Source organism: Phenylobacterium sp. P4_E10, from assembly GCF_056401675.1.
Map to the genome: position 1 here is coordinate 87,281 of NZ_JBFUIW010000005.1, position 25,693 is coordinate 112,973.

General features: G+C 67.7%; 26 protein-coding genes, 1 tRNA gene and 1 riboswitch. Of the genes, 16 read left to right on the top strand and 11 right to left on the bottom strand.

What is annotated here, in order from left to right; all coding sequences use genetic code 11:
- Nucleotides 1-247 precede the first annotated feature (247 nt).
- The 7 genes from AC1DQJ_RS07510 to AC1DQJ_RS07540 all read left to right on the top strand — a co-directional run bounded on the left by AC1DQJ_RS07510 (nt 248) and on the right by AC1DQJ_RS07540 (nt 8,693).
- On the top strand, nt 248-883 hold the full coding sequence (locus AC1DQJ_RS07510) for a TetR/AcrR family transcriptional regulator (RefSeq protein ID WP_477601819.1): 636 nt from the start codon (nt 248-250) through the stop codon (nt 881-883).
- Nucleotides 880-1,854 (top strand): HlyD family secretion protein, encoded by a 975-nt coding sequence (locus tag AC1DQJ_RS07515; RefSeq protein ID WP_477601821.1) that lies wholly within the window; start codon nt 880-882, stop codon nt 1,852-1,854. Before AC1DQJ_RS07510 ends, AC1DQJ_RS07515 begins: the two co-directional genes overlap by 4 nt.
- Nucleotides 1,851-2,768 carry an ABC transporter ATP-binding protein gene (locus tag AC1DQJ_RS07520; RefSeq protein ID WP_477601823.1) on the top strand — a complete coding sequence of 306 codons (918 nt, stop codon included), beginning with the start codon at nt 1,851-1,853 and terminating at the stop codon, nt 2,766-2,768. The genes AC1DQJ_RS07515 and AC1DQJ_RS07520 overlap by 4 nt, the downstream gene beginning before the upstream one ends.
- Nucleotides 2,765-3,898 (top strand): ABC transporter permease, encoded by a 1,134-nt coding sequence (locus tag AC1DQJ_RS07525; RefSeq protein WP_477601824.1) that lies wholly within the window; start codon nt 2,765-2,767, stop codon nt 3,896-3,898. Before AC1DQJ_RS07520 ends, AC1DQJ_RS07525 begins: the two co-directional genes overlap by 4 nt.
- 74 nt (nt 3,899-3,972) lie before the next feature.
- Complete coding sequence (locus AC1DQJ_RS07530; RefSeq protein WP_477601826.1) at nt 3,973-5,799, top strand: DUF885 domain-containing protein; 1,827 nt, start codon at nt 3,973-3,975, stop codon at nt 5,797-5,799.
- 78 nt (nt 5,800-5,877) lie between these two features.
- Entirely contained in the window at nt 5,878-8,415 is a 2,538-nt protein-coding gene (locus tag AC1DQJ_RS07535; protein WP_477601828.1) for a helicase-related protein, read from the top strand.
- On the top strand, nt 8,412-8,693 hold the full coding sequence (locus AC1DQJ_RS07540; RefSeq protein WP_477601830.1) for an RNA-binding S4 domain-containing protein: 282 nt from the start codon (nt 8,412-8,414) through the stop codon (nt 8,691-8,693). Before AC1DQJ_RS07535 ends, AC1DQJ_RS07540 begins: the two co-directional genes overlap by 4 nt.
- Here the strand turns inward: AC1DQJ_RS07540 and AC1DQJ_RS07545 are convergent.
- Complete coding sequence (locus tag AC1DQJ_RS07545) at nt 8,690-9,025, bottom strand: ArsR/SmtB family transcription factor (RefSeq protein ID WP_477601832.1); 336 nt, start codon at nt 9,023-9,025, stop codon at nt 8,690-8,692. The two genes, AC1DQJ_RS07540 and AC1DQJ_RS07545, sit on opposite strands and share 4 nt — an antisense overlap.
- A gap of 72 nt (nt 9,026-9,097) precedes the next feature.
- Here AC1DQJ_RS07545 and AC1DQJ_RS07550 point away from each other — a divergent pair, with 72 nt between their 5' ends.
- The 6 genes from AC1DQJ_RS07550 (at nt 9,098) to AC1DQJ_RS07575 (ending at nt 14,984) form a co-directional block, all read left to right on the top strand.
- Complete coding sequence (locus tag AC1DQJ_RS07550) at nt 9,098-9,889, top strand: pseudouridine synthase (RefSeq protein WP_477601834.1); 792 nt, start codon at nt 9,098-9,100, stop codon at nt 9,887-9,889.
- Nucleotides 9,890-9,956: 67 nt separating this feature from the next.
- Nucleotides 9,957-10,427 carry an SRPBCC family protein gene (locus AC1DQJ_RS07555; RefSeq protein ID WP_477601836.1) on the top strand — a complete coding sequence of 157 codons (471 nt, stop codon included), beginning with the start codon at nt 9,957-9,959 and terminating at the stop codon, nt 10,425-10,427.
- Between the two features lie 32 nt (nt 10,428-10,459).
- Nucleotides 10,460-12,835, top strand: coding sequence for a penicillin acylase family protein (locus AC1DQJ_RS07560; protein ID WP_477601838.1), 2,376 nt, complete (start codon nt 10,460-10,462; stop codon nt 12,833-12,835).
- A 100-nt stretch (nt 12,836-12,935) separates the two neighbouring features.
- Nucleotides 12,936-13,277, top strand: a complete 342-nt coding sequence (gene fdxA / locus AC1DQJ_RS07565) for a ferredoxin FdxA (RefSeq protein WP_477601840.1) — start codon at nt 12,936-12,938, stop codon at nt 13,275-13,277.
- Nucleotides 13,278-13,563: 286 nt separating this feature from the next.
- The gene (locus tag AC1DQJ_RS07570) at nt 13,564-14,073 is read left to right on the top strand and encodes a CarD family transcriptional regulator (protein WP_477601842.1); all 510 of its coding nucleotides are present in this window, start codon (nt 13,564-13,566) and stop codon (nt 14,071-14,073) included.
- Nucleotides 14,074-14,147: 74 nt separating this feature from the next.
- The gene (locus AC1DQJ_RS07575; protein ID WP_477601844.1) at nt 14,148-14,984 is read left to right on the top strand and encodes an alpha/beta hydrolase family protein; all 837 of its coding nucleotides are present in this window, start codon (nt 14,148-14,150) and stop codon (nt 14,982-14,984) included.
- Here AC1DQJ_RS07575 and AC1DQJ_RS07580 read toward each other — a convergent pair.
- The 4 genes from AC1DQJ_RS07580 to dctA all read right to left on the bottom strand — a co-directional run bounded on the left by AC1DQJ_RS07580 (nt 14,981) and on the right by dctA (nt 18,757).
- Nucleotides 14,981-15,814, bottom strand: a complete 834-nt coding sequence (locus AC1DQJ_RS07580; RefSeq protein ID WP_477601846.1) for a CAP domain-containing protein — start codon at nt 15,812-15,814, stop codon at nt 14,981-14,983. The genes AC1DQJ_RS07575 and AC1DQJ_RS07580 overlap by 4 nt on opposite strands.
- A 41-nt stretch (nt 15,815-15,855) precedes the next feature.
- A complete protein-coding gene (locus tag AC1DQJ_RS07585; protein WP_477601848.1) occupies nt 15,856-16,218 on the bottom strand; it encodes a response regulator in 363 nt (120 codons plus the stop codon).
- Complete coding sequence (locus AC1DQJ_RS07590; RefSeq protein WP_477601850.1) at nt 16,215-17,345, bottom strand: sensor histidine kinase; 1,131 nt, start codon at nt 17,343-17,345, stop codon at nt 16,215-16,217. Before AC1DQJ_RS07590 ends, AC1DQJ_RS07585 begins: the two co-directional genes overlap by 4 nt.
- A gap of 107 nt (nt 17,346-17,452) precedes the next feature.
- Nucleotides 17,453-18,757: a C4-dicarboxylate transporter DctA gene (dctA, locus tag AC1DQJ_RS07595; protein ID WP_477601852.1), complete on the bottom strand. Its 1,305-nt coding sequence runs from the start codon at nt 18,755-18,757 to the stop codon at nt 17,453-17,455.
- A gap of 63 nt (nt 18,758-18,820) precedes the next feature.
- Here dctA and AC1DQJ_RS07600 point away from each other — a divergent pair.
- Nucleotides 18,821-18,897: transfer RNA gene (locus tag AC1DQJ_RS07600), tRNA-Arg, on the top strand.
- Between the two features lie 133 nt (nt 18,898-19,030).
- Here the strand turns inward: AC1DQJ_RS07600 and AC1DQJ_RS07605 are convergent.
- From AC1DQJ_RS07605 to AC1DQJ_RS07615, 3 genes are all read right to left on the bottom strand, one after another.
- The gene (locus AC1DQJ_RS07605; protein WP_477601853.1) at nt 19,031-19,507 is read right to left on the bottom strand and encodes a nuclear transport factor 2 family protein; all 477 of its coding nucleotides are present in this window, start codon (nt 19,505-19,507) and stop codon (nt 19,031-19,033) included.
- Between the two features lie 77 nt (nt 19,508-19,584).
- On the bottom strand, nt 19,585-20,382 hold the full coding sequence (locus tag AC1DQJ_RS07610) for a helix-turn-helix domain-containing protein (protein WP_477601855.1): 798 nt from the start codon (nt 20,380-20,382) through the stop codon (nt 19,585-19,587).
- Nucleotides 20,383-20,523: 141 nt separating this feature from the next.
- Nucleotides 20,524-21,048, bottom strand: coding sequence for a YciI family protein (locus AC1DQJ_RS07615; RefSeq protein WP_477601857.1), 525 nt, complete (start codon nt 21,046-21,048; stop codon nt 20,524-20,526).
- A gap of 130 nt (nt 21,049-21,178) precedes the next feature.
- Here AC1DQJ_RS07615 and rpiB point away from each other — a divergent pair, with 130 nt between their 5' ends.
- Complete coding sequence (rpiB, locus tag AC1DQJ_RS07620; RefSeq protein WP_477601859.1) at nt 21,179-21,628, top strand: ribose 5-phosphate isomerase B; 450 nt, start codon at nt 21,179-21,181, stop codon at nt 21,626-21,628.
- 66 nt (nt 21,629-21,694) lie between these two features.
- On the opposite strand, the gene AC1DQJ_RS07625 is transcribed toward rpiB, so the two are convergent.
- The 3 genes from AC1DQJ_RS07625 to AC1DQJ_RS07635 form a co-directional block, all read right to left on the bottom strand.
- Complete coding sequence (locus tag AC1DQJ_RS07625) at nt 21,695-22,135, bottom strand: hypothetical protein (protein ID WP_477601861.1); 441 nt, start codon at nt 22,133-22,135, stop codon at nt 21,695-21,697.
- A gap of 450 nt (nt 22,136-22,585) precedes the next feature.
- Nucleotides 22,586-22,993 (bottom strand): hypothetical protein, encoded by a 408-nt coding sequence (locus AC1DQJ_RS07630; RefSeq protein ID WP_477601862.1) that lies wholly within the window; start codon nt 22,991-22,993, stop codon nt 22,586-22,588.
- Nucleotides 22,994-23,314: 321 nt separating this feature from the next.
- Nucleotides 23,315-23,896 carry a hypothetical protein gene (locus tag AC1DQJ_RS07635; protein WP_477601863.1) on the bottom strand — a complete coding sequence of 194 codons (582 nt, stop codon included), beginning with the start codon at nt 23,894-23,896 and terminating at the stop codon, nt 23,315-23,317.
- Nucleotides 23,897-24,079: 183 nt separating this feature from the next.
- Nucleotides 24,080-24,168, top strand: a riboswitch (glycine riboswitch).
- A 108-nt stretch (nt 24,169-24,276) separates the two neighbouring features.
- Here AC1DQJ_RS07635 and AC1DQJ_RS07640 point away from each other — a divergent pair.
- Nucleotides 24,277-25,653 carry an L-serine ammonia-lyase gene (locus AC1DQJ_RS07640; RefSeq protein ID WP_477601864.1) on the top strand — a complete coding sequence of 459 codons (1,377 nt, stop codon included), beginning with the start codon at nt 24,277-24,279 and terminating at the stop codon, nt 25,651-25,653.
- The last annotated feature ends 40 nt before the right edge of the window (nt 25,654-25,693 follow it).

A 25,693-nucleotide genomic window follows, 5' to 3' on the forward strand; every position in this document is an offset into this window, starting at 1 on the left:
ACTGCTCCCGTGCCTCCCCATGAGCCTGGATGCGGTCGGAGCCCACGAAGTGCCTTTCGGCCTTGTCGCGAACAGGCTCCGCCGCGCCAAACGGGGTTATGCGCCAAAGGTTGCGCCGTTCGCCATTCGGTTCCCGTGCGATGCGAATTTTCAACAGTGCGGCGCCCGGAGGCCGGTCACCGGCGCCCGCTTGCCAACCATCGTTATCCATTTTAATAACTATCTGGTCAGTTATTAGAGATGTCCGATGCGCCCCGGCCAACCCAAGTTCAAGCGCCGCAAGGCCGACCGCCCCGACGAGATCGTCGCCGCCGCCATCGAGATCTTCGCCGTGAAGGGCTTCGCCGCCGCGCGCCTCGACGACATCGCCGCCCGGGCCGGCGTATCCAAGGGCGCGATCTATCTCTACTTCTCCACAAAGGAGGACATCTTCCGGGCGGTGATCGAGCAGGGCGTCGCGCCCAACCTCGGCCTGGTCCAGGGGGTGATCGCCGCCAACAGCAACTCGTTCCCCGACTTGTTGCGCGCCTTCGCCCAGGTGATCTCGCAGGTCGCGGTCTCCTCGCCGATCGGCGGCATCATCAAGGTGGTGATCGGCGAGTCGCGGAACTTCCCCGAGCTTGCCCGCGCCTGGTACGAAAAGCTGATCGACCCGGCGCTCGGCGCCATGACCGCGGCCATCGAGGCGGCCCAGGCCCGGGGGGAGCTGCGCCCCGGCGACGCGCGCCTGTACGCCGTCTCGCTCATCTCGCCGATGCTGCTGGGGGTGATCTGGCGCGAGACCTTCACGCCCATTGGCGCCGAGCCGCTCGACATCCCCTCCCTCGCCCAGCAGCACGTCGAGCTGTGGCTGCGCGGCATGCTGACCGAGGCCGCCGCATGAGGCCGCAACGCCTGCTGGTCGCTGGCCTGCTGCTGACCGCCGCCGTCCTGGTCACGGTCCTCTGGGCCGTGCCGCGACTGACGCGAACCCCTGTGCTGTCGGGCTATGTCGAGGGCGAGCCGCTCTATCTCGCCTCCCCGATCGCCGGCCGCGTCGATCAGATGTTCGTCCAGCGCGGCGACCAGGTGACCGCCGGCCAGAAGCTGTTCGTGGTCGACCCTTCCCAGCTCCGCGCCGTCCGCGACCAGGCCGGGGCGGAGGTCGAGGCCGCGCAGGCCCAAGCCGCCGACGCTCGCAAGGGCCAGCGCCCGGTCGAACTGGCGGTGTTCGACGCCAACGTCGCGGCCGCACAAGCCACGCTGCGCGACGCCGCCTCGGTGCTGCGCCGGGTCCAGCCGCTGGTGCAGCAGGGCATCTACGCCAAGGCGCGGCTGGACGACGCCCAGGCCGCGCATGACGCCGCCGCCGCCCAGGTCGCCGCCGCCAAGCGCCAGCGCCAGGCCGCCGCGCTCGGCGCTCGCGAAGACCAGGTCCGCGCCGCCGACAGCCGCGTGCAGCAGGCGGGCGCGGGCCTTCAGGCCGCCCAGGCCCGGCTCTCCGACATCGCCCCGACCGCGCCGGGCGCGGCCCGTGTCGAAGAGGTCTTCTTCCAGCGCGGCGAGTGGGCCACGGCCAACCAGCCAATCCTGTCGCTGCTGCCGGACGACCGCATCAAGGTTCGCTTCTTCGTGCCCCAGGCCGACATCTCGGCCTACAGGATCGGCTCCGTCGTGAACTTCTCCTGTGACGGCTGCCAGGCCGGCCTGACCGCCAAGGTCAGCTACATCAGCCCGCGCCCCGAATTCACCCCGCCGGTGATCTACAGCCGCGAGGCCCGCGACCGCATGGTGTTCCTGGTCGAGGCCCGGCCCTCGGCCCGGCTCAATCCAGGCCAGCCGGTCGACGTCCAGCCGCTGGAACCGCCCGCGTGACCCTGGCTATCGACGTCCGCGGGCTCAACAAGAGCTTCAGCGGCAAGCACGTCGTCCAGGACGTCTCGCTTCAGGTCGAGGAGGGCAAGATCTGCGGCTTCCTTGGCCCCAACGGCTCGGGCAAGACCACCACCCTGCGCATGCTCTGCGGCCTGCTCACCCCCGACAGCGGCGAGGGCACGGCGCTCGGCCTCGACATCATCACCCAGGCCAATCTGATCAAGCGTCGGGCCGGTTACATGACCCAGAAATTCTCGCTCTATGAGGACCTGACCATCGAGGAGAACCTGCAGTTCTCCGCCCGCATCCACGGTCTTGACCGCCGCAAGCAGCGGGTCGATGAGGCCCTCGAGCGCCTGGGCCTGATCGAACGCCGCGCCCAGCTGGCGGGCTTGCTTTCCGGCGGCTGGAAGCAGCGCCTGGCCCTGGCCACCGCGACCCTGCACGAACCCAAGCTGCTGTTGCTCGACGAGCCGACCGCCGGTGTCGATCCCAAGGCCCGGCGCACCTTCTGGGACGAGATCCACGCCCTGTCCGCGCAGGGGCTGACCGTGCTGGTCTCCACCCACTACATGGACGAAGCCGAGCGCTGCCACGAGATCGCCTACATCAGCTATGGCCGCCTGATCGCCCGCGGCACGACGGAGCAGGTGATCGCCGACACCCACCTGATCACCTTCAACGGCGAGGGCGAAGGCATCGACCGGCTCTCCGGCGAGATCGCCAGACTGCCCGGCGTCGACATGGCCGCGCCGTTCGGCCAGTCGCTGCACGTCTCGGGGACCGACCGCGCCGCCCTGGAGGCCGCCATCGCCCCCTATCGCCGCCCGCCGTTCCGCTGGACGCAGGTCGAACCGAGCCTGGAGGACGTCTTCATCCGCCTGATGGAGACCTCGCAGGACAACTTCAAATGAATGGCTTCTCGGCGACCCGCGTCCTGGCGGTGATGATCAAGGAGTTCAAGCAGCTCACGCGCGACCGGCTGACCTACGCGATGATGCTAGCCATCCCGATCGTCCAGCTGTTGCTGTTCGGTTACGCCATCAATGCGGAGCCACGCCACCTCCCGACCGCCCTGCTGGTTCAGGAGGACAGCGTCTTCGCGCGCTCGGTCGCCTCGGCCCTGCGCAACAGCGCCTATTTCGATCTGGTCGCCCAGGCCCGCACGCCAGCGGAACTGGACGAGTTGGTCCGCCGTGGCGACGTGCAGTTCGCGATCACCATCCCCGGCGACTTCACCCGCCGCGTCGCTCGCGGCGACCAGGCCCAACTTCTGGTCGAGGTGGACGCCGCCGATCCGTCGGCCACCGGCCCGGCGGTCGCCGCGCTGGCCGCCCTGCCGACCCAGGCCCTGGTTCATGACCTGAAGGGCGCGGTGGCCCCGCGCGCCGCCGCGGCTGGACCGTTCGAGGTCGTGGTCCACCGTCGCTACAATCCCGAAGCGGTCACCGCCTACAACATCGTTCCCGGCCTGCTGGGCATCATTCTTTCGCTGACCTTGGTCATGATGACCGCGCTCTCGGTCACCCGCGAAGCCGAGCGCGGCACCATGGAGAGCCTGCTGGCGACGCCCGTCGAACCCATCGAGGTGATGGCCGGCAAGCTCGCCCCCTATGTCCTGGTGGGACTGGTGCAGACCGCGATCATCCTGCTACTGGCCCGCTTCCTGTTCGACGTGCCGATGGTCGGCGGCTGGCTGGGCCTCTCGCTGGGCGTGGCGCTGTTCATCGTGGGCTCGCTGGCCCTCGGCTTCCTGATGTCCACCGTCGCCCGCAGCCAGCTGCAAGCCATGCAGATGAGCGTGTTCTACATCCTCCCCTCGATCCTGCTGTCGGGCTTCATGTTCCCGTTCCGCGGCATGCCCGCCTGGGCCCAGGCGCTCGGCGAGATCGTGCCCGTGACCCACTTCCTGCGGGTGGTGCGTGGGGCGCTGCTGAAGGGCCAGGGCATCGGCGACATGTGGCGCGAATTGCTGGCCCTGCTGGCCTTTGTCTGCGTGGTCACCGCCCTGGCCATGGCGCGCTACCGCCGCACCCTAGATTAGCGCGAATTAACGAGGCTCAGCCTCGCCACCAGTGTAACTGAGCTCGCGTTTGTTACAGTGGGGGAGCCCTTTCCATGCAGAGCCGTCGTGAACTCCTGGCCGGCGCGGCCGCGCTCGGCGCAGCCGCCGCTGCGCCGAAGCTGGCGCTCGCCGCGGCCCCCACCGGCGAAGCCGCCAAGATGTACGCCTTCTTCGACCAGACGATGGAGCAGACCTTCCGTCGCTCGCCCGAGCTGCCCACCGCGCTTGGCCTCGACAAGGGCGCCCTGGCCTGGACCAAGTCTGAACTCTCCGACTACTCGCTGACCGCCCTGGCCGAGAACAAGGCCAACACCACCCGTGACCTGAAGGCCCTGCGCTCCATCGACCGCAAGCAGCTGACCGGCATGGACGCGGTCAATTACGACACCGTCGACTTCGTGCTGGCGGTGCAGGACGAGGGCTACCGCAAGTTCCAGTACGGCGGCCAGAGCTCAGGCGCGCCCTACGTGATCTCGCAGCTGACCGGGTCCTACCAGTCGATGCCCGACTTCCTCGACACCCAGCATGTGATCGAGGCCAAGCCCGACGCCGACGCCTACATGGCGCGGATGGAAGCCTTCGGCCGCGTGCTCGATCAGGAAGTCGAAGTCGCTCGCCGTGACGTGGCTCTCGGCGTCACTCCGCCGGACTTCGCGCTCGACAAGGCGCTGACCCAGCTCAAAGCGTTCCTGGCCTACGAGCCGGAGAAGGCCCCGCTGGTCGCCAGCATCGTGCGCCGGACCCAGGAGAAGAAGATCGAGGGCGACTGGTCGAAGGCGGCCCAGGGCCTCTATGTCGACAAAGTCCGCCCCGCCATGCAGCGGCAGGCCGAATTGCTCGAAGGCCTGCGCGCCAAGGCCGTGCACGACGCCGGCGTGTGGCGCCTGCCCGACGGCGACGAGTACTACCGCGTCTCGCTGCGCAACTACACGACCTCGAACATCACGCCCGATGAAGTGCATAAGACTGGCCTAGAACTGGTCCGTAGCCTCAGCTCCGAAGCCGACGTCCTCATGCGGAAGGCCGGTTACAGCAAGGGCACGGTCGGCGAGCGCTATCGTCAGATGGCGATCGATCCCAAGCAGGTCTACCCGAACACGGACAAGGGCAAGGAAGAGCTGCTTGCCAAGCTCAACGAGCAGGCGAAGGTGGTCAGCGCGAAGCTGCCCCAGTGGTTCGGCCAATTGCCGAAAGCTCCGCTGGAGATTCGCCGCGTGCCCCCAGCCATCGAGGCTGGCGCGCCGGGCGGATACTACTACTCGCCCACCCTGGATGGCTCGCGGCCGGGCATCTACTGGATCAACCTGCGCGATACTGCTGAGGTGCCGGCCTGGACCCTGCCGACCCTGACCTATCATGAAGGCCTTCCTGGCCACCATCTGCAGTTGGCGCTGAACAACGAGGCCGGCGACCTCCCGCTGATCCGCAAGGTGGTCGGCTTCTCCGGCTACAGCGAGGGCTGGGCGCTCTACGCCGAGCAGTTGGCGGTCGAGATGGGCATGTACGACAACGATGTGCTCGGCCACATCGGCATGCTGCACGACGCCATCTTCCGGGCGGTGCGCCTGGTGGTGGATAGCGGCATGCACCACAAGCGCTGGACCCGCGAACAGGCGCTCAAGTTCTACATCGACAGCATCGGCGACGCCGAGGCCGCCGCGATCACCGAGATCGAGCGCTATTGCGTGTGGCCGGGCCAAGCCTCCAGCTACATGGTCGGCAAGATCACGTGGATGAACGGGCGCGAGCGGGCCAAGAAGGCCCTGGGCCGCAAGTTCGACATCCGCAAGTTCCACGACGCTGGCCTGCTCTCAGGCGGCACCCCGCTGACGGTTCTCGACCAGGTGATCGACAACTACGTCGCCTCGGCGAAGAAGTAGGCCGGCGCTGCGCTCCTCTCGCTCGAGGGGAGCGCGGCCCCGCTTGCCCAGCGGCGATTCGCGCCCCACCTTGGGGCCATGAGCGCGCGTTTGTCGGACGCGGGCCCGCCCAAGTTGGTGGCGGTGCTGGGCCCGACCAATACAGGCAAGACCCACCTGGCCGTCGAGCGGATGCTCGGCCACGCCAGCGGCATGATCGGCCTGCCGCTTCGCCTTCTGGCCCGCGAGATCTACGACCGCATCGTCAAGCTGCGCGGCCCGTCCTGCGTCGCCCTGATCACCGGCGAGGAAAAGATCGTCCCGGCCCGGGCGCAGTATTTCGTCTGCACCGTCGAGGCGATGCCGCTGAGCCGCCAGGTCGAGTTCCTGGCCGTGGACGAGATCCAGCTCTGCGCCGACCCCGAGCGCGGCCATATCTTCACTCACCGGCTGCTGCACGCCCGCGGCCGCTTCGAGACCATGCTGCTGGGTTCCGGCACCATGGCCCCGCTGGTCCGCGCTCTGCTGCCCGACGCCGAGATCGTCACCCGCGAGCGGTTCTCGCGCCTCACCTATTCCGGCCCCAAGAAGCTGACCCGCTTGCCGCGGCGCTCGGCCATCGTCGCCTTTTCTGCCGACCAGGTTTACGCGATCGCCGAACTGATCCGCCGCCAGCGCGGCGGCGCGGCCGTGGTCATGGGCAGCTTGAGCCCCCGCACCCGCAACGCCCAGGTCGCCCTCTACCAGTCCGGCGAGGTCGATTTCCTGGTCGCCACCGACGCCATCGGCATGGGCCTGAACATGGACGTCGACCACGTGGCGTTCGCGGGCCTGCGCAAGTTCGACGGACGCCGCACCCGATTCCTCCACCCGTCCGAGGTTGGCCAGATCGCCGGCCGGGCGGGCCGCTTCACCCGCGACGGCACGTTTGGCGTCACCGGCGAATGCGAGGACATGGACGCCGACCTGATCGAGTCGGTGGAGGAGCACCATTTCGACGCGGTGGCCGCCGCCGAGTGGCGCAACGCCGCCCTGGAATTCGGGTCGCTAAAGGGCCTGTTGCGCTCATTGACCACTCCGCCCGGCCGCCCGGGACTGAAGCTGTCGGCCGAGGCGCTGGATGAGAAGACCCTGCACGCGCTTTCCGACGAGCCGGAGGTGATCGACCGCACCTTGCGCGATCGCTCGGCCCTGGCCCGGCTTTGGGACGTCTGCCAGACGCCGGACTTCCGCAAGACCTCCGGCGAGGAGCACATCCGCCTGGTCCGCGAGTTCTTCGGCTGGCTGACCAGCCGCGACCGCAAGGTTCCGGAAGACTGGATCGCCGGCCAGTACCGGCATCTGGACCGCATCGACGGTGAGATCGACACCCTGTCGGCGCGCCTGGCCAGCGTCCGGACCCTTGCCTATGTCGCCAACCGCCCCGACTGGCTGGCCGATCCCGGCGCCTGGCAGGGTAAGACCCGCCTGCTCGAGGACCGGCTCTCGGACACCCTCCATGAGAAGCTGATGGCGCGGTTCGTCGACCGCCGCACCAGCGTGTTGATGCGCGCCCTGCATGTGCGCGGCGAGATGCTGGCCGGGGTCGCCGCCGACGGCGTGGTCACGGTCGAGGGCCAGTATGTCGGCAAGCTGCAAGGCGTGGCCTTCGAGCCGGCCCACGGCTCCTCAGTGCAGGAGGAAAAGGCCCTGCGCGCGGCCGCGATCACCGCGGTCGCCCCCGAAATCGCCAAGCGCCTAGGCCAACTGGCCGCCGAACCGGACGAGGCCTTCGCCTTCACCCCCGACGGCGTCGTGCTCTGGCGCGGCGAGGCTGCGGCCGCCATCGCCGGCGGCACGCCCTTCGCGCCGCGGGTCCGCCTCTATGGCGAACTGGGGCCGGCCCAGGCCAGGGAGCGCGCCGCACGGCGGCTGGAAGCCTTCCTCGCCGCCGAGGCTGGCCGCCGCCTAGGCCATCTGCGCCGGCTCGAGGCCGCGGTCGCGTCCGGCAAGGTCAAGGGCCTGGCCCGCGGCTTGGCCTACCGACTGCTGGAAGCCGGCGGTGTTCTGGATCGCGACCAGGTGCGCGCCGAGGCCAAGGCGCTGAGCCAGGTCGAACGACGCGCCCTGAAGTCCCTCGGCCTGCGGCTGGGCGCCTTCAGCCTCTACTTGCCGGCCCTGCTCAAGCCCGCGGCTCAGGCCTTCGCCCAGGGCTTCACGCCGAGCGAAGGCCGACCGCAGGCCGGCCGCCCGAACCTGCTGCCGCAACCGCCGCCCGGCGCCACGACGCTCGCCGCCTTCGGCCTGCAGGCGGTCGGCCGCTACGGCGTTCCGGTCGAGAGCCTGGAGCGGCTCGACGCGCTGCTGCGCTCGGCCGCCAAGCCGGGCCAGCTCACCGACGAGGCCCGCGAAGAGCTCGGCTGGAGCGAGGCCGAGGCCCGCGACATCCTGCGAGCGCTGAACTTCGTCCCCACAACCAAGGCCAAGCCTGGCGAGGTCGTCGTCTGGCGCCGCCGCGGCGACAAGCCCAAGCCCGCCCCCGCTGCGCCTGTCCCGACGCATTCGCCGTTCGCCGCCCTGGCGGCGCTGAAGGATCAGCCGCCTCCGGCCCGGCGTCCCCGCAAGCGCCGCCGCAAGGCCAAGGCGGTGCAGACGTGAGCGAGGGCGGCTGCCGGGCCGACGTATGGCTTTGGCGCGCGCGGTTCTTCAAGACCCGCTCGCTGGCGGCCAAGTTCCTCGACGAGGGCAAGGTGCGTTTGACCCGCGGCGGCGCCGAAACCCGCATCGACAAGTGTGCGCGGCCGGTGAAGGTGGGCGACCGGCTGGTCTTCGCTCTCGGCGGCCGACTGATCGCTGTGGCGGTCGAGGGCCTGGGCGAACGCCGCGGCCCGGCCGAAGAGGCCCGCACCCTCTATTCGCCGTTCGACGTCGACTAGTCCTCGTCGGCGCTGGCCGCCAAGAACTGGCCCAGGCGGTCGAACCGCCGCTCCCAACCGGTCCGTCGCTCGTTCACCCATTGCTCGACGAGACTGAGCGCCTCCGGCTCCAGGCTGCAGGAGCGCACCCGGCCGATCTTTTCGGTGCGCACTACGCCGCTCTGCTCCAGCACCGCCAGATGTTGGACGACCGCAGACAGGCTCATGTCCAGCGGGGCGGCCAGTTCGCTGACCGAGGCCGGCCCGCGGCTCAGCCGATCGATCATGCTGCGCCGGCCAGGATCGGCGAGGGCCTGGAACAGCAGGTCGAGCTTGGGATTTTGGTTTAGCACATCCTTAAGTAACAGCCGGCCCGATCGCCTGCAATCGCTTGGCCTGGCGCAGGCCACGCACTAGAGAGGGGCATGGCCTGGACCCGCCGCTACGACGACCCCGAACCCCAGCGCGTCAACAAGTGGCTCGCGCAGAGCGGCGTGTGCTCGCGCCGCGAGGCCGAGGGCCTGATCGCCCAGGGCCTGGTGTTCATCGACGGCGAGCGAGTCGACGACGCCGGCCGAAAGATCTTGCCCGGCCAGACCCTGGTGCTCAACGACGGCGCCCAGGAGCAGCTCAGCTCCAGCCTGAGCGTGGTGCTGCACAAGCCGATCGGCATCGTCTCCTCGCTGCCGCAGGACGACCAGATCGAGGCCGCGACCCTGCTGACCAAGGACGCCCTGTGGGGCGAGGCCGGCGTCATTCCGAACGCCAGCAACAATTTCGCGCCACTTGGGCGCCTGGACCGGGAGTCTCGCGGCCTGCTGGTGCTGTCGGAAGACGGGGTCCTGGCAAAGGCCCTGATCGGCCCTGAGTCCGAGCTCGACAAGGAGTACAACGTGCTCCTGACCGGGGTGATCACCGACAAGAAGATCGCCCTGCTGCGCCACGGCCTGGAGCTCGACGGCCGTAAGCTGCGCCCGGCCAAGGTTCGGCAGATCAGCGAGCAGAAGCTGAACATCGTGCTGAAGGAGGGCCGCAACCGTCAGATCCGCCGCATGGCCGAGCTGGTCGAACTGCGGGTCGTCGATCTAGTGCGCGTGCGGGTCGGCCCGCTGCAGCTGGGCGACCTGCCCGAAGGCAAGTGGCGGCCGCTGACGCCCGACGAACGCGCCGCCCTGATCGACGCCTCCAAGCCGCCGATCCGCGAGCGAAACACTTAAGTCATCACTTGATCATCCAGCGCCCGCCCGATACTTAAGTGCAAACTTAATTGACGAGGAGCCCGAGATGACCGCCCGCACCGTCACCCACGCCACCTTCGTGATCGAACGCACCTACCCCGCCGCCCCCGGCCGGGTGTTCGAGGCCTGGGCTTCGGTTGAGACCAAATCCAAGTGGTTCGGCGACCCCAGCAATCCGGATCCGAACTACCAGCTCGATTTCCAGGTCGGCGGCCGAGAGCTGAACCGCGGCGGTCCGGCCGGCGGCCCGATCTTCACCTTCGACGCCCGCTTCCAGGAGATCGTCCAAGGTGAGCGCATCGCTTTCAGCTACATCATGGACATGGACGCGACGCGGATCTCACTGTCGCTGGCGACCATCGAATTCCGCCCCGAGGGCAAAGGCGCCCGGATGACCTATACCGAGATGGGCGCCTATTTCGACGGCCACGATAAGCCCGAGTTCCGCGAGCACGGCACCGGCGTGCTGCTCGACAGCCTCGGCGCCTACCTGGAACGTCAGTCCACGGACGCCTAGCCAGGAGCGCGCCGGAGACCTAGCGTGGCTTTATGCAACGTCTGGTCTCCGCGGTCGTCCTCGCCGCCCTCGCCGCCTCCGCCGCTCACGCCGCACCCCGCGAAGAAGCGCTGAGCGTTTCTGGCCTCGCAAAGCCCGCCGAAATCCGCATCGATCGCTGGGGCATCGCCCACATCTATGCCGCCGATGTGCGCGACGCCTTTTTCCTGCAGGGCTACAACGTCGCCCGCGACCGGCTCTGGCAGGTCGACCTCTGGCGCAAGCGCGGGCTCGGCCTGCTGGCCAGGGACTTTGGTCCCGACTACGTCGCCCAGGATCGGGCCGCGCGCCTGTTCCTGTTCCGCGGTGACATGGATCGCGAATGGACCGCCTATGGCGCAGGCGCCAAGGACAACACCGAAGCCTTCGTCGCCGGGCTCAACGCCTATGTCGATGAGATCGCCACCGGCAAGCGGCCGCTGCCGCGGGAGTTCCAGATCGCGGGGACCAAACCCGACCGCTGGACCGCCCAGGATGTGGTCCGAATCCGCAGTCACGGCCTGACCCGCAACGTCCCGAACGAGGTCGGCCGCGCCCGCATCGCCTGCGCCGCGGGTATCGAGGCCGCCAAGCTCTACAGGAACATCGAGCCCAAGTGGGAGACCAAGGTCCCCGAGGGCCTCGACCCCTGCGACATCAGCGACGAGGTGCTCGGCGATTATGAGCTGGCGACCCGCGGGGTTCGCTTCAGCGGCTCGCAGGCCAAGCTCGCCATGCTGGAGATCCCGCCGGAGGCGATCGGCTCAAACAACTGGACCGTGGCCGGCAGCCGCACCGCGAGCGGCCGCCCGATCCTGGCCAACGACCCCCACCGCGAGCACAGCGCCCCGTCGCTGCGCTACATCGTCCATATGGAAGCGCCGGGCTTCTCGGTGATCGGGGCCGGCGAGCCCGCGCTTCCGGGCGTCTCCATCGGCCACAACGGAACGGTCGCCTTCGGCCTGACCATCTTCCCGGCCGACCAGGAAGATCTCTACGTCTACGAGACCGATCCCCAGGCCCCAAGTCGCTACCGCTACGCCGGCGGCTGGGCGGACATGACCACGCTCACCGAGGAGATCGCGGTCAAGGGCGAGGCCGCCCCGCGTAAGGTGGAGCTGCGCTTTACCCGCCACGGACCGGTCGTCTACGCCGATCCCGCCAAGCGCCGGGCCTTCGCGGTGCGCAGCGTCTGGGGCCAGCCCGGGACCTCGGCCTATTTCGGCTCCATGGGCTACATGACCGCCAAGGACTGGGGCAGCTTCCGCAACGCTCTGGCCGACTGGGGCGCGCCGTCCGAGAACCAGGTCTTCGCCGACACCAAGGGCGACATCGGCTGGGTCGCCGCCGGCAAGGTCCCGCAGCGTCCGAACTGGGACGGCCTGCTTCCGGTGCCCGGCGACGGCCGCTACGAGTGGAAAGGCTTCCTGACGCTCGGCGAGTTGCCCAGCGCCCATAACCCCGCTTCGGGATGGTTCGCCTCGGCCAACCAGCTGAACCTGCCGCCCGACTTCCCCTATGCCGAGCGCAAGGTCGGCTTCGAGTGGTCGAACCCCGCGCGCATGGAGCGCATCGCCGAGGTGCTGGCCGCCAAAGACAAACTGACCCTGGCCGACGCTATGGCCCTGCAGACCGACCCGACAAATGTCACCTCGCGCCGGATGCAGGCGCTGCTGGCTCCGCTGAAGAGCGACGACGCCAAGCTCACGGCCGCCCTCGACCTGATCCGCGGCTGGGACGGGCGCGCAAGCGCCGACAGCGCCGGCGCGGCGCTCTACGAGGTGTGGATCGCCAAGCACCTCGGCCGCGCGACGGTCGGCCGCGCCGTGCCGCCCGCAGCCCGCGAGGCGATCGGCGGCGGCGACATCGCCGCGGTGATGGCGCTGCTTGAGAAGCCGGACGCCAGCCTGGGGACGGATCCCGCAGCGGCCCGCGACGCCATCCTGCGCGAGAGCCTGCTGGCCGCCTACAACGAGGTCGCCGGCCAGCTGGGCCCCGATCCCAAGGCCTGGGCCTGGGGCAAGCTGCATCAGGCGCGCTTCGACCATGCCCTGACCGCGTTGGTTCCCGCGGCCGAGCAGGGCGCCTGGTCCAGCGGAACCGCGCCCATGTCCGGGACCAGCCTCTCGCCGCTGGCCGCCAGCTGGCGGCCGAACGACTTCCGGGTCGCGGCCGGGGCCTCGTTCAGGATGGTTCTCGACGTCGGCGCCTGGGACAACAGCAAGGTGATCAACACGCCTGGCCAGTCCGGATCGCCGGGCAGCGCCCACTTCCGCGACCTGTTCCCGCTGTGGGCGAAGGGCGAGTACGTCCCGCTCAGCTACTCGCGCCACGCGGTCGAAGAGGCCACCGAGACGGTGCTCAAACTGACCCCGTCGCCGGCCACCTGATGGCCCTTGCAGATAAGTTGCGGGTCCAGGGCATTGACTTTGCACGGCCGGAGCCGGAAAAACCGCCGCCCGATTAGACCGGCCGGAGCTGTACCCCGCGATGACCTACATCGTCATGGATGCTTGCATCAAATGTAAGTTCATGGACTGCGTGGAGGTGTGCCCGGTCGACTGCTTCTACGAGGGCGAGAACTTCCTCGTCATCAATCCGGACGAATGCATCGACTGCGGCGTCTGCGAGCCTGAATGCCCGGTGGACGCCATCAAGCCGGACACCGAGGACGATCCGGATTCTAAGTGGCTGAAGATCAACACCGACTATGCGAAGGTGTGGCCCAACATTACGGTGAAGGGCGAGCCTCCGGCTGACCGCGAAGAGTTCGAACGCGAGACCGGCAAGTTCGAAAAGTACTTCAGCGAGAAGCCCGGCCGCGGCTCCTAAGGTTGCACAAGCGCCCGGTTCCCGGGCCAAGCCTTTCTATCGCCTGATTTTTATGCTAAAGGGAGCGCTGACGGTGGCGAGAGCGTTCATGCGCGCCCTGTCAGTTTCTGCAGAAGAGCCGTTCCCGGCCTACGTACGCCGCCAAAGGCGAAGGGTGTTCTAGAGGTCTAATTCCGTTCCTACAGGGTAACTCGCCGCTCAGTTTTGCGGATGGCGACCTTTGCTCTGTGGTGGAATGGTTAATGCCTCTTAACCGGGTTCGGACGAGTCGAAAGGACTTGAGCGAATGAGCAAGAGCGGTCTGGAATTCTCGGTCGGCGATCACGTCGTCTACCCGGCCCATGGCGTTGGCCAGGTACAGGGGATCGAAACCCAGGAAGTCGCCGGCTATTCCCTCGAAGTCTATGTCATCACTTTCGACCATGAGAAGATGACCCTGCGCGTTCCGACCGCGAAGGCTCGCGGCGCCGGCCTGCGCTCGCTGGCCGAGGGCAACGTCGTGAACCAGGCGCTGACCACCCTCAAGGGCCGCGCCCGCGTGAAGCGCACCATGTGGTCGCGCCGCGCCCAGGAATACGAAGCCAAGATCAACTCCGGCGACCTGATCTCGATCGCCGAGGTCGTCCGCGACCTGCACCGCGCCGAAAATCAGCCCGAGCAATCGTATTCGGAGCGTCAGCTCTATGAATCGGCGCTGGACCGCATGGCCCGCGAAGTCGCGGCCATCGAGCGCATCGACCGCGACGCGGCCATCACCATCCTCAACAAGAGCCTGGTGAAGGCGGTGGCGGCCTAAGGCCCTCACCGTTCGATATTGAAAGTTCGAAACGCCCGGCCGAAAGGTCGGGCGTTTTCGTTTCGGAGCCTCGCATGACCGCCGCCCCCATCGGCTATCTCGACCTGTTGGCGCGTCCAAGGAGTCCGGCGGACTTGAAGATCGCCTATGGCGCCGAACCTCTGCAGTTCGGCGAACTCTGGCTGCCGTCCGGCGCCGGCCCCCATCCGCTGGTTATCGTGATCCACGGCGGCTGCTGGCGGGCCGACCTGCCGGGGCTGGAAATGATGGACTACATGGCCGCGGATCTGCGCGCCCAGGGCCTGGCCGTCTGGAACGTCGAGTACCGGCGCATCGGGCATCAGGGCGGCGGCTATCCCGGAACCTTCTCGGACATCGCCCAGGCGGTCGACCATGTTCGGACGCTGGCCGCGCCGCACCGCCTCGACCTTACGCGGGTCGTGCTGACCGGACACTCGGCCGGCGGCCATCTGGCGGTTTGGGCGCTGGGCCGCGGCCGCCTGCCGGCAGCCAGCCCGCTATGGGCGGCCGACCCACTGCAGGTGCGCGGCGCCGTCCCGCTGGCCGGGATCATCGACCTGGAAGCCTATCACGCTGACGGCCCGGACGAATGCGGCGGGCCTGGAACCATCGACGCCCTGGTCGGCGCGCCGGCTAGATCTGGCGACGTCTATGCCGACACCTCGCCGCCGCGCTTTGGTCCCCTAGGAGCGCCCCAGGTCGTGATCAGCGGCGCGCTGGACCACATCGTGCCGAGCCGCTTCGGCGCAGCCTATGGCGCAGCCGCCCTCGCCGCTGGCGACCCGACCGAGGTCATCGATTTCCAGGGCGCCGGGCACTTCGAATTGATCGACCCGACCTCGCCCGCATGGCCTCGCATCCACGCAGAGTTGGCGGCGATGGTCGCCTAGACCCGAACGAAGATCGGGCCCCAGAGGACCTCATAGCGCCGCTCGTCCAATCGACGCCGCGGCCGCAGCTGATAGACGCCTGGTGCGAGCCGGCGTCCCGTAGCGCTTTCCGACATCGCCAGGCGCGCCTGTTCGTCCATCGGATCGGCCAGGGCGAAGCTCTCGATCCGCGGCGAGGCCGCCATCAGCGCCTGGGACAGCTGCGCTTCGCCAAGGACCCGGAAGGGCAGCGGCGCGCCAAGCTCGCCATCAGGCCGCGCATAGAGCCCGACCGTGTAGGTCCGGTCGCCCCGGATCACCGACCCGAAGCCGATCTTGGCGTGGCTCGGCCGCAGCAGGTTCGTCCAGTGCGGCGGGCTCTTGCGCCAGATGCCCATCAGGTCGGCGGCGCTGGCCGGATCGACCGCGCGGCGATAGGCGATGTTCTCACTGGCCGAGCCGATCATCCGCCGCGCCAGCAAGCCGACGCGGTGGGTGGGATCGAAGCCTTCGGGCGACAGGTGTTCGACGTAACCGCGCTGGACAAGATCGGCGGCGTGGGCCCGGGCGGCGAGCGAGAGCTCGTCGCACCAGTCGCAGGCGCCGACACCGGCCTCGGCCCGCACGGCGTTGGTTAGCCGCAGCAGCTCGCGCTCGGTCGCGGGCTGGAACGTCCCGCCGCCGGCGTCCGCCAGCCGCGCGCGCAGGCCCGCCTCATAGGCCAGCCAGCCTTCTGCAGGGACCATGGCCGATTGGGCCAGCGCCGGCAGTGCGGGCAGGCTCGCCAGGCCGGCCAGCATCAGCCGGCGCGAGAAGCCTGGTGGGCGGCAATTGTCTGAGCGCTCGCGCATCCAGAGACCCGTTGAGCCAGGATCGGCCCGTCAATGCTGCGTCAGGCGGCGGCGGCGAACGCCTGGACCACCGGCCACAGTTGATCTTGATCTACCGGCTTATGGATTAACGGAGTGTCAGGGTACCCGTCACTCGGTAAGACCCCGTATCCGGTGGCGAATACGAAGGGCACGCCGCGCGCCCGCAGCGCCTCGGCTAGGGGAAAGACTGTCTCGCCGCCGCCGAGATTGACGTCCAGCACCGCGCCGTCCGGCGGCGCCTCCTGGAGCGCGAGCCAGGCCAGCGCCGCGCCGAGCGAGCCGAACGAGCCGGCGATCTCGCACCCAAGGTCGGTCAGCAGGTCCTCCATCATCATGGCGACCAGCGGTTCGTCCTCCACGAGGATCACGCGCGGCAGGGTCATGCGAGCGACATTCGGGTCGATAGCGGGGCCCGCAGCCGGAACCGCACCCCTTCCGGATCGAACATGATCTGCGCCTCGCCGCCCAGTTCCTTGGCCATGCCCTGCTCGATCAGCCGCGAACCGAACCCGCGGGACGCCGGCTCGCTCACCCGCGGTCCGCCGCGCTCGATCCAGCTGAATTCCAGCGTCGGCTCCTTGGCGCGGTCGAGGCTCCAACTCACGTCCAGCCGGCCGCCCTCAACGCTGAGCGCGCCGTATTTGGTCGCGTTCACCGCCAGCTCGTGAACGGTCATGTGCATGGCCACCGCCGCTTCCGGCTCCAGCCCCACGTCGGGGCCGGAGACGGCGATGCGCAGGCCGCCCACGCCGCAGAACGGGGTCAGGGCCTGGCCCACCACGTCCGCCAGCCCCGCCCTTCCCCAGGAGCCTCGGGTCAGCAACTCGTGGGCGCGGGACAGCGCGCCGATCCGACCGTTGAACGCCTCGACGAAATGTTCCGGCGAAGCGCTGCGACGCAGGGTCTGGTCGGCGATCGATTGAACCGCGGCCAGGGTGTTCTTGCAGCGGTGATCCAGCTCGCGCAGCAGGAACTGGCGGCGCTCCAAGGTCTCGTTCAGAGCCGCATAGGCCTGGGCGTTGACCAGGGCCGTCGCCGTCGCGCGGGCGATGACCTCCAGCTGGAGCAGCTCGCCCTCGCTTGGGACGTGGTGATCGGCCCAGTAGGCGCCGATCGCCGCGATCGGGTCCTGCGCCCGCACCGGCGTCATCACCAGGCTTTTGACGAAGGTCGGACGATAGGCGTCGTGCGGGATGCGCGGGTCGGCGTAGATGTCGGGGATCACCGCGGTCTGGGCGTGCAGCATCGCCCAGCCGGAGATGCAGGCCGTCAGAGGAAAGCGCTGGCCCTTCCACAGCGGCCCGACAGCGTCCTCGTCGAGATAGTGGCACTCTTCGCCGTCGCGGAGCACGAAGGTGACGCCGTCAGCCCCGGAAATCCGCCGCGCGGCGGAGCGAACGCAGGCGGCGACATCTTCAACGGAGCGCGCGGCCGAGAGCGCTTCAATCACCTCAACGAGGGTGAAGACGGGATCCCGTGAAACTCCGTCCCGCTTGGCCGCCTTCAACATGGCGTGGTCCTTTAGACCGGAAACACTAGCCCTTGAGTCGAAGCTTGCCTTAGCGATGGCTCAGAGCGCAAGGCAATCTACAGTTGCCAAGGTAAAGAATTCGCCACCTAGTCGGATTCTGCCGCGGCGACCGGCGCGGCGAGCGCCGGAGTCGGCCCCCGCTCCAGCTCGCGCGCCAGGGTTTCCCGGTCGAGGTCGCCCTCCCATCGCGCGATGACGATGGTCGCGACGCTGTTGCCGACCAGATTGGTCAGCGCCCGGCACTCGCTCATGAACCGGTCGACCCCGACCAGCAGCGCCAGCGAGGCGATCGGGATGTCGGGGACCACGGCCAGGGTCGCCGCCAGGGTGATGAACCCCGCCCCGGTGACGCCGCTGGCTCCCTTGGAGGTCAGCATGGCCACCCCCAGCAGGCTCAGTTCCTGGGTCAGGGAGAGGTCGATATTGGTCGCCTGGGCGAGGAACAGCGTCGCCAGGGTCATATAGATGTTGGTGCCGTCCAGATTGAACGAGTAGCCGGTGGGTATGACCAGCCCGGTGGTGGTCTTGCCCGCGCCCAGCCGCTGCATCTTCTCCATGATCTGCGGCAGCACAGATTCCGAGGAGGAGGTGCCCAGCACGATCAGCAGCTCCTCGCGGATGTAGGCCAGGAACTTGAAGATCGAGAAGCCCGCGGCCAGGGCGATCAGCCCCAGCACCACCAGCACGAACAGCAGCGAGGTCGCATAGAAGGTCGCCACCAGGGCGCCGAGTTTCAGCAGCGCGGCCAGGCCGTACTTGCCGATGGTGAAGCCCATGGCCCCAAACGCGCCGACCGGCGCCAGCTTCACGACCACCTGGATGATCGAGAAGAACACTTTCGAGACGTCCTCCAGCACGCCGGCGACCTTGTCGCCGAACGCCCCCAGCCGCGAGCAGGCGAAGCCGGTGATGATGGCGATCACCAGCACCTGCAGCAGCGCGCCCTCGGCGAAGGCGCCGAAGAAGGCGTCGGGGATCAGCCCTAGAGCGAACTCCGACAGGCTCTGGCCGTGGTGGGCCTTCTCGACGTACCCGGCCGCAATGCTGGGATCGAGGGTGGCCGGATCGACGTTGAACCCCCGGCCCGGCTGCACCAGGTTGCCGACGATCAGGCCGATGACCAGTGCCAGGGTCGAGACCACCTCGAAATAGATCAGCGTCTTGCCGCCCAGGCGGCCGAAGGCCTTGATGTCACTCATCCGGGCTATGCCCGCGACGATGGTGCAGAAGATCACCGGGGCGATCGCCATCTTGATCAGCTTGATGAACCCGTCGCCGAGCGGCTTCAGCGCCACCCCGATGTCAGGCCAGATCGCCCCGACCGCGATCCCCAGCGCGATGCCGACCAGCACCTGCACATACAGCAGGCGAAACACCCTCAAGAAACCCATAGGTCGAACCCCACTCGCGGCCATTCCCACTTGAATGGCATTGCGCTATCACCCCCACCGGTCGGCCCGGTAGCTCAGCAGGATAGAGCAGCGCTTTCCTAAAGCGAAGGTCGGGGGTTCGAGTCCCTCCCGGGCCGCCAGACACCCGTTTTCGAAGCCAAGATGGCGACCGTTCGACCCGCAGCGTCGCAGCGTCAAAGGCTGACGATTGATCCGCCAGGGGCTGGCCAGATCGAACCTGACCGATCTCAGCGGATGTCCTGCCCGTCCGGACTATTTCCAGCCGTTCGCGGCCGTCATCGGCAGATCGCCGCCGGCCTGGCCGAAGACATAGAGCCACCCCTGCGGCGTCCGGACGTAGGTGTCGCTGAACCAGAGCCGGCGGTCGAAGGCTTGGCCTCCGCGCACGCCCTTGAGCCACAGCCGCGCGGTGACGACGGCAGTGTCGCTACCGAACAGCCGAACAGTCTGCGTGCCGCCGTCCTCGACCTGATGCTCCCACTCAATTTCGCGGGTCCGCGCCAACTGCATCAGCTGCTCACCTGTGCGCACCCGTCCGTCGCCGACAACCAGGATATAGTCCGGGTGAAGGATTTTCTTCATCGCGTCAGCGTCATTGCGCTCAACGGCGGCCTGGAAGGCGGTATCAAGGGCGGCGACGGCCTGTCGGTCGTCCTCACTTGCGACGGCCGGTCCGGCGCTCAAGACAACCATCGCGGCATAGAGCGAATACAGGAGTACACGTCGCATATCTTCCTCGTCTGGACCGATGAGGGGGCTGAATTAGCGAGGCGGCGGCCACTTCGCTTGCACTTCCTTGCCAAAGTTCAGCCGGCAACGCGCGAGGGATTTGCGCCAAACCGACGGGCGAAACTGCGACTGAAGTGGCTGAGATTGTTGAACCCGCACGCATAGCAAGCCTCGGTGACCCCGCGCCCTTGCCGTAGCATCGAGCGCGCCGCCCTGAGGCGGGCTTCGAGCCTGTAGCGGTGGGGCGGGACCCCGATGAGCGCCGTGAAGACACGCGTGAAATGGAACATGCTCATGCCGACCGAACAGGCGAGCTCGGAGACGCTGAGATCGTCGGCGAACTCGACGTCCAGGCGATGACGGATGTGGTGAACCCGCTCGGCGTACCAGGTGAATTTCTTTTCCCTGAACAGCGAGGCGGGAGCGCCGTCCGGCGCCTCACGAAAGACCTCGGTCGCACAATATTCTGCGAACATCGCCTCGCCGGTCTCGACCGCGCGCCGTAGTCCCCAGCGCAGGTAGCCGAGCCGATTGCTGGCGGCCAGCACCGGGCGATCGAGCTTCGACCAGCGCTCGGCGACATCAAATCGGTCGTCGCTGGCGGCCTTGTAGACGATGGACAGACAGGTGTCGTTGAAGCCCTTACCCTGGAAGCTCGAGCGGAAACGCATGCCGGGATGGCTCAGCATCACGTCGCCCGGCGCGACGCGCCAGCGCCCGTTCCCGACCTCGAGATCGAACGTGCCGGCCTCGACGAAGCTCGCCCTGAACGCGTCGGCGACATCCTCGAAGGGCTGGTCTTCGTGCTCAACCGGATGATCGAAGCGGTAGACGCTGAGTTCCGGGGAATTCCAGAGAGGGACGATGCGCGCCATGCGCCGAGGACCCTAAAGTAATGCCAGCCGCGGAGACAGCCTTGGCGATCCGCATCGCCAGGGCCACGCCCGCGCGTTCGGGGTTCAACGGACTCCGTAGGATCAGAGCGGCATTCGTTCGCCCATCACTCCTGCGTTGGCCTATGGTCTTAGCGGTTTTCCGGAGTCAAATCCGGCCTGCCAAGTGTGGAATTCCGCCACGAATAGGCCGCTGGTGAGACCGGGATCGACTGCAAAGATGGCGCGGGCCTCCTCGGCGCTGGCGGCGCGGACGATCGCCATCCCCCCGTCCATATCCAGCATGCGGCCGCCCGCGAAGAGCCGCCCCTCCCCGAGCAGGCGCTTGATGAAAGCGGTATGCGGTCCGAGGTCTTGGGCCGACAACGGCTTGCCGGCCTGCCACGCCGGCCCGACCCTGTAGATGCAGATATATAGAGGCGCCGGAGCCTGGCCCACGGCGTCGGCGGGCGCAGGTTGGGCGATCGCGGATGGAGGTGTTGCCGCAAGGCCTATGGCGAGGATGGCTCCAAGAACTCGGATCATGTGCGATATCTCCCGCTGAATCGCGCCAGGGTGCAGCGGACGTCGCATGTGTTCCTCGCTTCGCCCGACGACGATGCTGAAGTAGCGGGCTGGCGGCGCGGCCACTTGCACTTCCTTGCCCAAGTTGGATAGCAGCGCCGAGTGTGGGAGGCCTGCCGCGGTTCGGATTCGAATTAAGATCGGTTTTGACGCACCTCGGACCGGTCGTTGGGCTAGGCCGCCAGCTTGCCTTGGGAAACAGGACGACCTCTCCATGACAGCCAGCAACCGCATCGTCCTCTCCAGCGACCACACCGCCATTCAGCTGCGACAGGCCATCGCCGTTCATATCGCGGCGCGTGGCTGGGAGGTGGTCGACATCGGACCGACGACGGCGGAGAGCACGCACTACCCCAAGCACGGCGAAGCGGCGGCGCGGCTCGTCGCCTCGGGCGATTGCCGGTTTGGCGTCATCCTATGCGGCACTGGCCAGGGCATCATGATGGCCGCGAACAAGGTCAAGGGCATCCGCTGCGGCGTCTGCGGCGACACTTTTTCAGCCCGCATGATCCGCCAGCACAACGACGCCAACATGCTTGCGATTGGCGTGCGCGTGGTGGGCGAAGGGCTGGCGCTCGATATCGTGGATGCGTTCCTGGCCGCCCAGTTCGAGGGCGGACGGCATGCGACACGGGTGGAGATGATTGGGGCGCTGGAGAGTTAGCGCGCAGACCGGCGCCGGTGAGCGAGGCGCACGCTCTCCCTAGCGCCTCGCTCGGCCGGGTCGCCGTTAGCGCGGAGCCGCGCCATCCGGTTTCACGACCGTGACCACGGTCTCGTGCTGGGGCCTTTCACCCCGCGCCTTGTAGAATGAGGTGGTTCGCGAGCGGACCTCTTCGCCCTGGCGCACGACAGTGTGGGTGCGCGACCTGGCCCGCTCATCCTCATCCCGCGCAGTGGCGACCGAATTCTGCATGGCGCGACGCTCGTTGAGCTTGGCGACCGAGCGGGTGGCGGCCGTCCCGTCCCCGGCGTTGGCGGCGCCGCCTCCAGTCACGCCGATCGACGCGCCATCGGTGTAGCCCGAGCCATAGGTCGAAGCGCCGACGCCAGGTCCGCTAATCCCGCCAGACGTACCGCCCTGCAGCGTCTGGGCGACCGACAAGCCGGGCGTCAGGCCAAGGGCCAAGGTGGTGGCGGCGAGCAGCGCCGGAATTCTGCGAGTGGTCATGGAATGTCTCCTCGGTTCGGCCGTTCGTCGATCACGACGGTGCAGCCGTCTGCGTTGCGAGTGGTGGTGACCGCGCGGCGGCCGTTATCCGTGGTCGACGTGGCGAAGGCGCTTCCGCCTTCGGCGCCCGATCGGGACGACGCCCTTACCGAGCTGCTGGAAGAGGACGAGCCGAAGCCTCGGGTGGAAACCGAAGCGGCAGCGGGGCCTCCGCTAGCGCCGGACCTGGCCTTCGGACGGAGAGGCGATGTGACCGTCCTTGATCCGTCAGGCGCCATCCGCACGACCTCGCAATCGTGTTCGATCGTGAGATCCTGAGCTGCCGCCCCTTGCGCTGGACCGGCGCAAAACATGAGAGCAGCCGCGATGGAAGTGGTGAAACTTCGCATGTCGACACCTCGTAGGGGGCAAGGGGGCGGCCAGCCTCACACTGGCCGTCCCCTTGTCGGGTTAGCGCGGCCCGGTCGTTGCGCTGGAGGCGCCGTAGATGTCGGCGCTAGAGCCGTCCCTCGTGGTTTCGCCATAGGCGTCCACCGTTGTTGCGCTGGCGGCGTCGGGTCCCGTGGCCGACCCGCCGGACCTGACGGCGGCCCTCGAGGCGGTGCGATCAGTGTAGACCGCGCCCGAGCCGTAGGTCGAAGTCGCCGGCGCGGTCGAGACTGGACGGTCGGGGTGACCGCGCCTGCGGCCGGCGCGGTCACTGGCGTCGGCCCCGGTAGCTCCGCGAGCCACCGCGCCCTCTGGGCTCACAGCCGCAGCGCCGTGGCCATAGGCCCCTGACGATTGCGCGACGCTGGCGGTGGCTCCACCCAAGAGCAGGGCGGCCGCCAGGGCGGGGATGATAACAATCGGCTTCATGGTGTTGTCCTCAAGCTCGGCCGCGAACGGCATTGTTGTCGTCCCTCTAGGCAGCAAGAACCAACTTCATGAGTATTAGTTCATATTTTTATTTGTTTTAGCTTAAGCTTTCGGTTCATGTCTGGTTCATGATCAGTATATTTATTGGCATAGGTTGCGGACGTTCGCTTAAGTTTCTGAAAGCTTTGCTTTATTTTCTGAATGAGCCTGCAGATGTGACGAGGGGGCTGATCCCGAAATGGGAGCGTCAGAAATTCGGGCAGCCAGGGCGCCCGAATGAGCGTGGCGCCATTCCCGTGCGGTCAGTTGCCTATGGCGCGCTCACGACCGCTGGAGACGCTTCCTACGAGCCGCCGCCGCCCACCGAGCGCGGGCTTCCGTGACTTTGCGCGTGAAGCTCGGGCCGTACAGCCGATAGCACGAGAGGACGACCTCGACGTTCTTCGGGAGCTTCGCTGCAATACCCTCAAGCCCCGGCGTCACATCTGTGCGCTCAATCAGGCGGCCCGCATCTGAATCACACCGCAACGGGAGCTCGTCCAGGCGCGACAGGTGGGGACAAAGTGATCTCGCCTGCTTGGCGCAGGCGCCGTGCATAGGCGGAACATTGCACCCGTACTGTTGGGCTCCGCCATCCATCGAGACCAGACCGCCTGACGCCGTGGGGAAGATGAATCGGTCGTTTGGCTGGGTCGGCTCCCCGCAGACATGGCAAAGGAAGTCCGCCATTCCACGGCGCTGCCGCGTCACGTGAATGGAGGCGAAGATCGGCTCTCCATCACCGCGCGCCTGTTTTTGGTCGAGTTCGATCTTCCCCGGGAAGTCGCGCGACGGCTGCAGCCGAAAAGCCTGCTCTCCCGTCCAGGCGACCGACCACGGTGCGTCTTCTGGTTTGCGGACCACAGGGCCTCCTTGGGGGAAGCTAGAGCAAGTCGCGGCCGCCCACGAGCCCCTGGCGTGGTGATCGCTCACGAGGCGGTTCGCTGCGTTCTCGAGGGCGCTGCTCAGTTCTGAGGCAGGCCGCCGAAAAGTGGGTATGCGTGCCGCCAGGTGTTTGACAGTTCGACCCCGGCTTCGGCAGAGCTAGGTCGCTGACACGGGAGAGCCTGGCGAAAGCCAGCGCCGAAGGAGCAACCGCCCCGGAATCTCTCAGGCAAAAGGACCGTTCAGCAACGGACTTCTGGAAAGAGGCGCAACTGCGCCCGCCGACGGGATAACGATCTCAGGCAAGGCAGACAGAAGGGGCGCAACCAGCCGGTCCACCGGCTCGCGAAGGTTTGCGCATGCTCTTGTCTACGCCCGTCTCCAGCCCCGCTTTCAGCGTCACCGACCTCTTTACGATCGGGGTGGGGCCATCGAGCTCCCACACGGTCGGTCCAATGCGCGCAGCCAAGCGCTTCGCCGGACTGGTCCAGTTCGAGGGCGCGCCGATCAGCATCTCGTGTGAGCTGTTCGGCTCGCTCGCCTTGACGGGCGCAGGCCACGCCACCGACGTGGCGATTGTCCTGGGCCTGGCGGGCTGGGCGCCTGAAGCCGTGGACCCTGCCGCCATTCCAGCCATCGTCGGCGAAGTCACCGCCAGCCGCGCCCTGCGCCTGGACGGCGAGACCCTGGTCCCGTTCGATCCCGCGACCGACATCGTGTTCCGCAGGGGCGAATTCCTGCCCGGTCACCCCAACGCCTTGCGCTTCGAGGGCCGCTTCGGCGGTGGGCGATCGGTGTCTCGAACCTACTTCTCGACCGGCGGCGGAGCGATCACCGAGGAGGGCCAGGCGCCGGTCCGCGCCAATCGCGTCCTGCCCTACCCGTTCAGCTCGGGCGCCGATTTGCTCGAGCTTGGCGAACGCACCGGCCTATCAATCGCCCAGATAGTGATGGCCAACGAGCAAGCCTGGCGCCGACCGCGCGACACCGAGGCGTTCCTGGAATCCGTTCGGGAGGCCATGCTCGCCGTCATCGACCGCGGCTGTCGCCAGGAAGGCGTCTTGCCCGGCGGCCTGCAGGTGCAGCGGCGAGCCAAGCAGCTTCATGAAAAACTCGCTGCGAGGGGCTCCATTGAAAGCCCGTCGGCGATCTTCGAATGGCTCAGCCTCTACGCCTTGGCCGTGAACGAGGAGAACGCAGCCGGCGGCCGGGTCGTCACCGCCCCGACGAACGGCGCGGCTGGCGTGCTGCCGGCAGTTTTGAAGTACTACGAGACCTTCACGCCCAGCCCCACGCGCGAGGGTTCGATGGCCCTGTTGCTGACCGCGTCGGCCATCGGGTTCCTGTACAAGACCCGCGCGTCGATTTCGGCCGCCGAAATGGGCTGCCAGGGCGAGATTGGCGTCGCCTGCTCCATGGCCGCGGCCGGGCTCACCGCAGCCCTCGGGGGCTCCAATGGCCAGATCGAGAACGCCGCCGAGATCGGCATGGAACACAATCTTGGCCTCACCTGCGATCCGATCGGCGGCTTGGTCCAGATCCCCTGCATCGAGCGCAACACCATGGGCGCGGTAAAGGCCGTCAATGCCGCCTATCTGGCCTTGCAGGGAGATGGCCGGCACGTGGTCTCTCTGGACGCGGTGATCGAGACCATGCGCCAGACCGGCCACGACATGGGCTCCAAATACAAGGAAACCAGCCTGGGCGGGCTGGCCGTCAACGTCGTCGAATGTTGAGCCCGCCCTTGGCCCGCCCCGCAACTAGGTTGCGAGGCGG

Excerpts from the sequence above, each read along its gene's own strand:
- AC1DQJ_RS07510 (WP_477601819.1), top strand. The coding sequence starts at position 248 with ATGCGCCCCGGCCAACCCAAGTTCAAGCGCCGCAAGGCCGACCGCCCC.
- AC1DQJ_RS07515 (WP_477601821.1), top strand. The coding sequence starts at position 880 with ATGAGGCCGCAACGCCTGCTGGTCGCTGGCCTGCTGCTGACCGCCGCC.
- AC1DQJ_RS07525 (WP_477601824.1), top strand. The coding sequence starts at position 2,765 with ATGAATGGCTTCTCGGCGACCCGCGTCCTGGCGGTGATGATCAAGGAG.
- AC1DQJ_RS07530 (WP_477601826.1), top strand. The coding sequence starts at position 3,973 with ATGCAGAGCCGTCGTGAACTCCTGGCCGGCGCGGCCGCGCTCGGCGCA.
- AC1DQJ_RS07535 (WP_477601828.1), top strand. The coding sequence starts at position 5,878 with ATGAGCGCGCGTTTGTCGGACGCGGGCCCGCCCAAGTTGGTGGCGGTG.
- AC1DQJ_RS07550 (WP_477601834.1), top strand. The coding sequence starts at position 9,098 with ATGGCCTGGACCCGCCGCTACGACGACCCCGAACCCCAGCGCGTCAAC.
- AC1DQJ_RS07555 (WP_477601836.1), top strand. The coding sequence starts at position 9,957 with ATGACCGCCCGCACCGTCACCCACGCCACCTTCGTGATCGAACGCACC.
- AC1DQJ_RS07560 (WP_477601838.1), top strand. The coding sequence starts at position 10,460 with ATGCAACGTCTGGTCTCCGCGGTCGTCCTCGCCGCCCTCGCCGCCTCC.
- fdxA (WP_477601840.1), top strand. The coding sequence starts at position 12,936 with ATGACCTACATCGTCATGGATGCTTGCATCAAATGTAAGTTCATGGAC.
- AC1DQJ_RS07570 (WP_477601842.1), top strand. The coding sequence starts at position 13,564 with ATGAGCAAGAGCGGTCTGGAATTCTCGGTCGGCGATCACGTCGTCTAC.
- AC1DQJ_RS07575 (WP_477601844.1), top strand. The coding sequence starts at position 14,148 with ATGACCGCCGCCCCCATCGGCTATCTCGACCTGTTGGCGCGTCCAAGG.
- AC1DQJ_RS07580 (WP_477601846.1), bottom strand. The coding sequence starts at position 15,814 with ATGCGCGAGCGCTCAGACAATTGCCGCCCACCAGGCTTCTCGCGCCGG.
- AC1DQJ_RS07585 (WP_477601848.1), bottom strand. The coding sequence starts at position 16,218 with ATGACCCTGCCGCGCGTGATCCTCGTGGAGGACGAACCGCTGGTCGCC.
- AC1DQJ_RS07590 (WP_477601850.1), bottom strand. The coding sequence starts at position 17,345 with ATGTTGAAGGCGGCCAAGCGGGACGGAGTTTCACGGGATCCCGTCTTC.
- dctA (WP_477601852.1), bottom strand. The coding sequence starts at position 18,757 with ATGGGTTTCTTGAGGGTGTTTCGCCTGCTGTATGTGCAGGTGCTGGTC.
- AC1DQJ_RS07605 (WP_477601853.1), bottom strand. The coding sequence starts at position 19,507 with ATGCGACGTGTACTCCTGTATTCGCTCTATGCCGCGATGGTTGTCTTG.
- AC1DQJ_RS07610 (WP_477601855.1), bottom strand. The coding sequence starts at position 20,382 with ATGGCGCGCATCGTCCCTCTCTGGAATTCCCCGGAACTCAGCGTCTAC.
- rpiB (WP_477601859.1), top strand. The coding sequence starts at position 21,179 with ATGACAGCCAGCAACCGCATCGTCCTCTCCAGCGACCACACCGCCATT.
- AC1DQJ_RS07625 (WP_477601861.1), bottom strand. The coding sequence starts at position 22,135 with ATGACCACTCGCAGAATTCCGGCGCTGCTCGCCGCCACCACCTTGGCC.
- AC1DQJ_RS07630 (WP_477601862.1), bottom strand. The coding sequence starts at position 22,993 with ATGAAGCCGATTGTTATCATCCCCGCCCTGGCGGCCGCCCTGCTCTTG.
- AC1DQJ_RS07640 (WP_477601864.1), top strand. The coding sequence starts at position 24,277 with ATGCTCTTGTCTACGCCCGTCTCCAGCCCCGCTTTCAGCGTCACCGAC.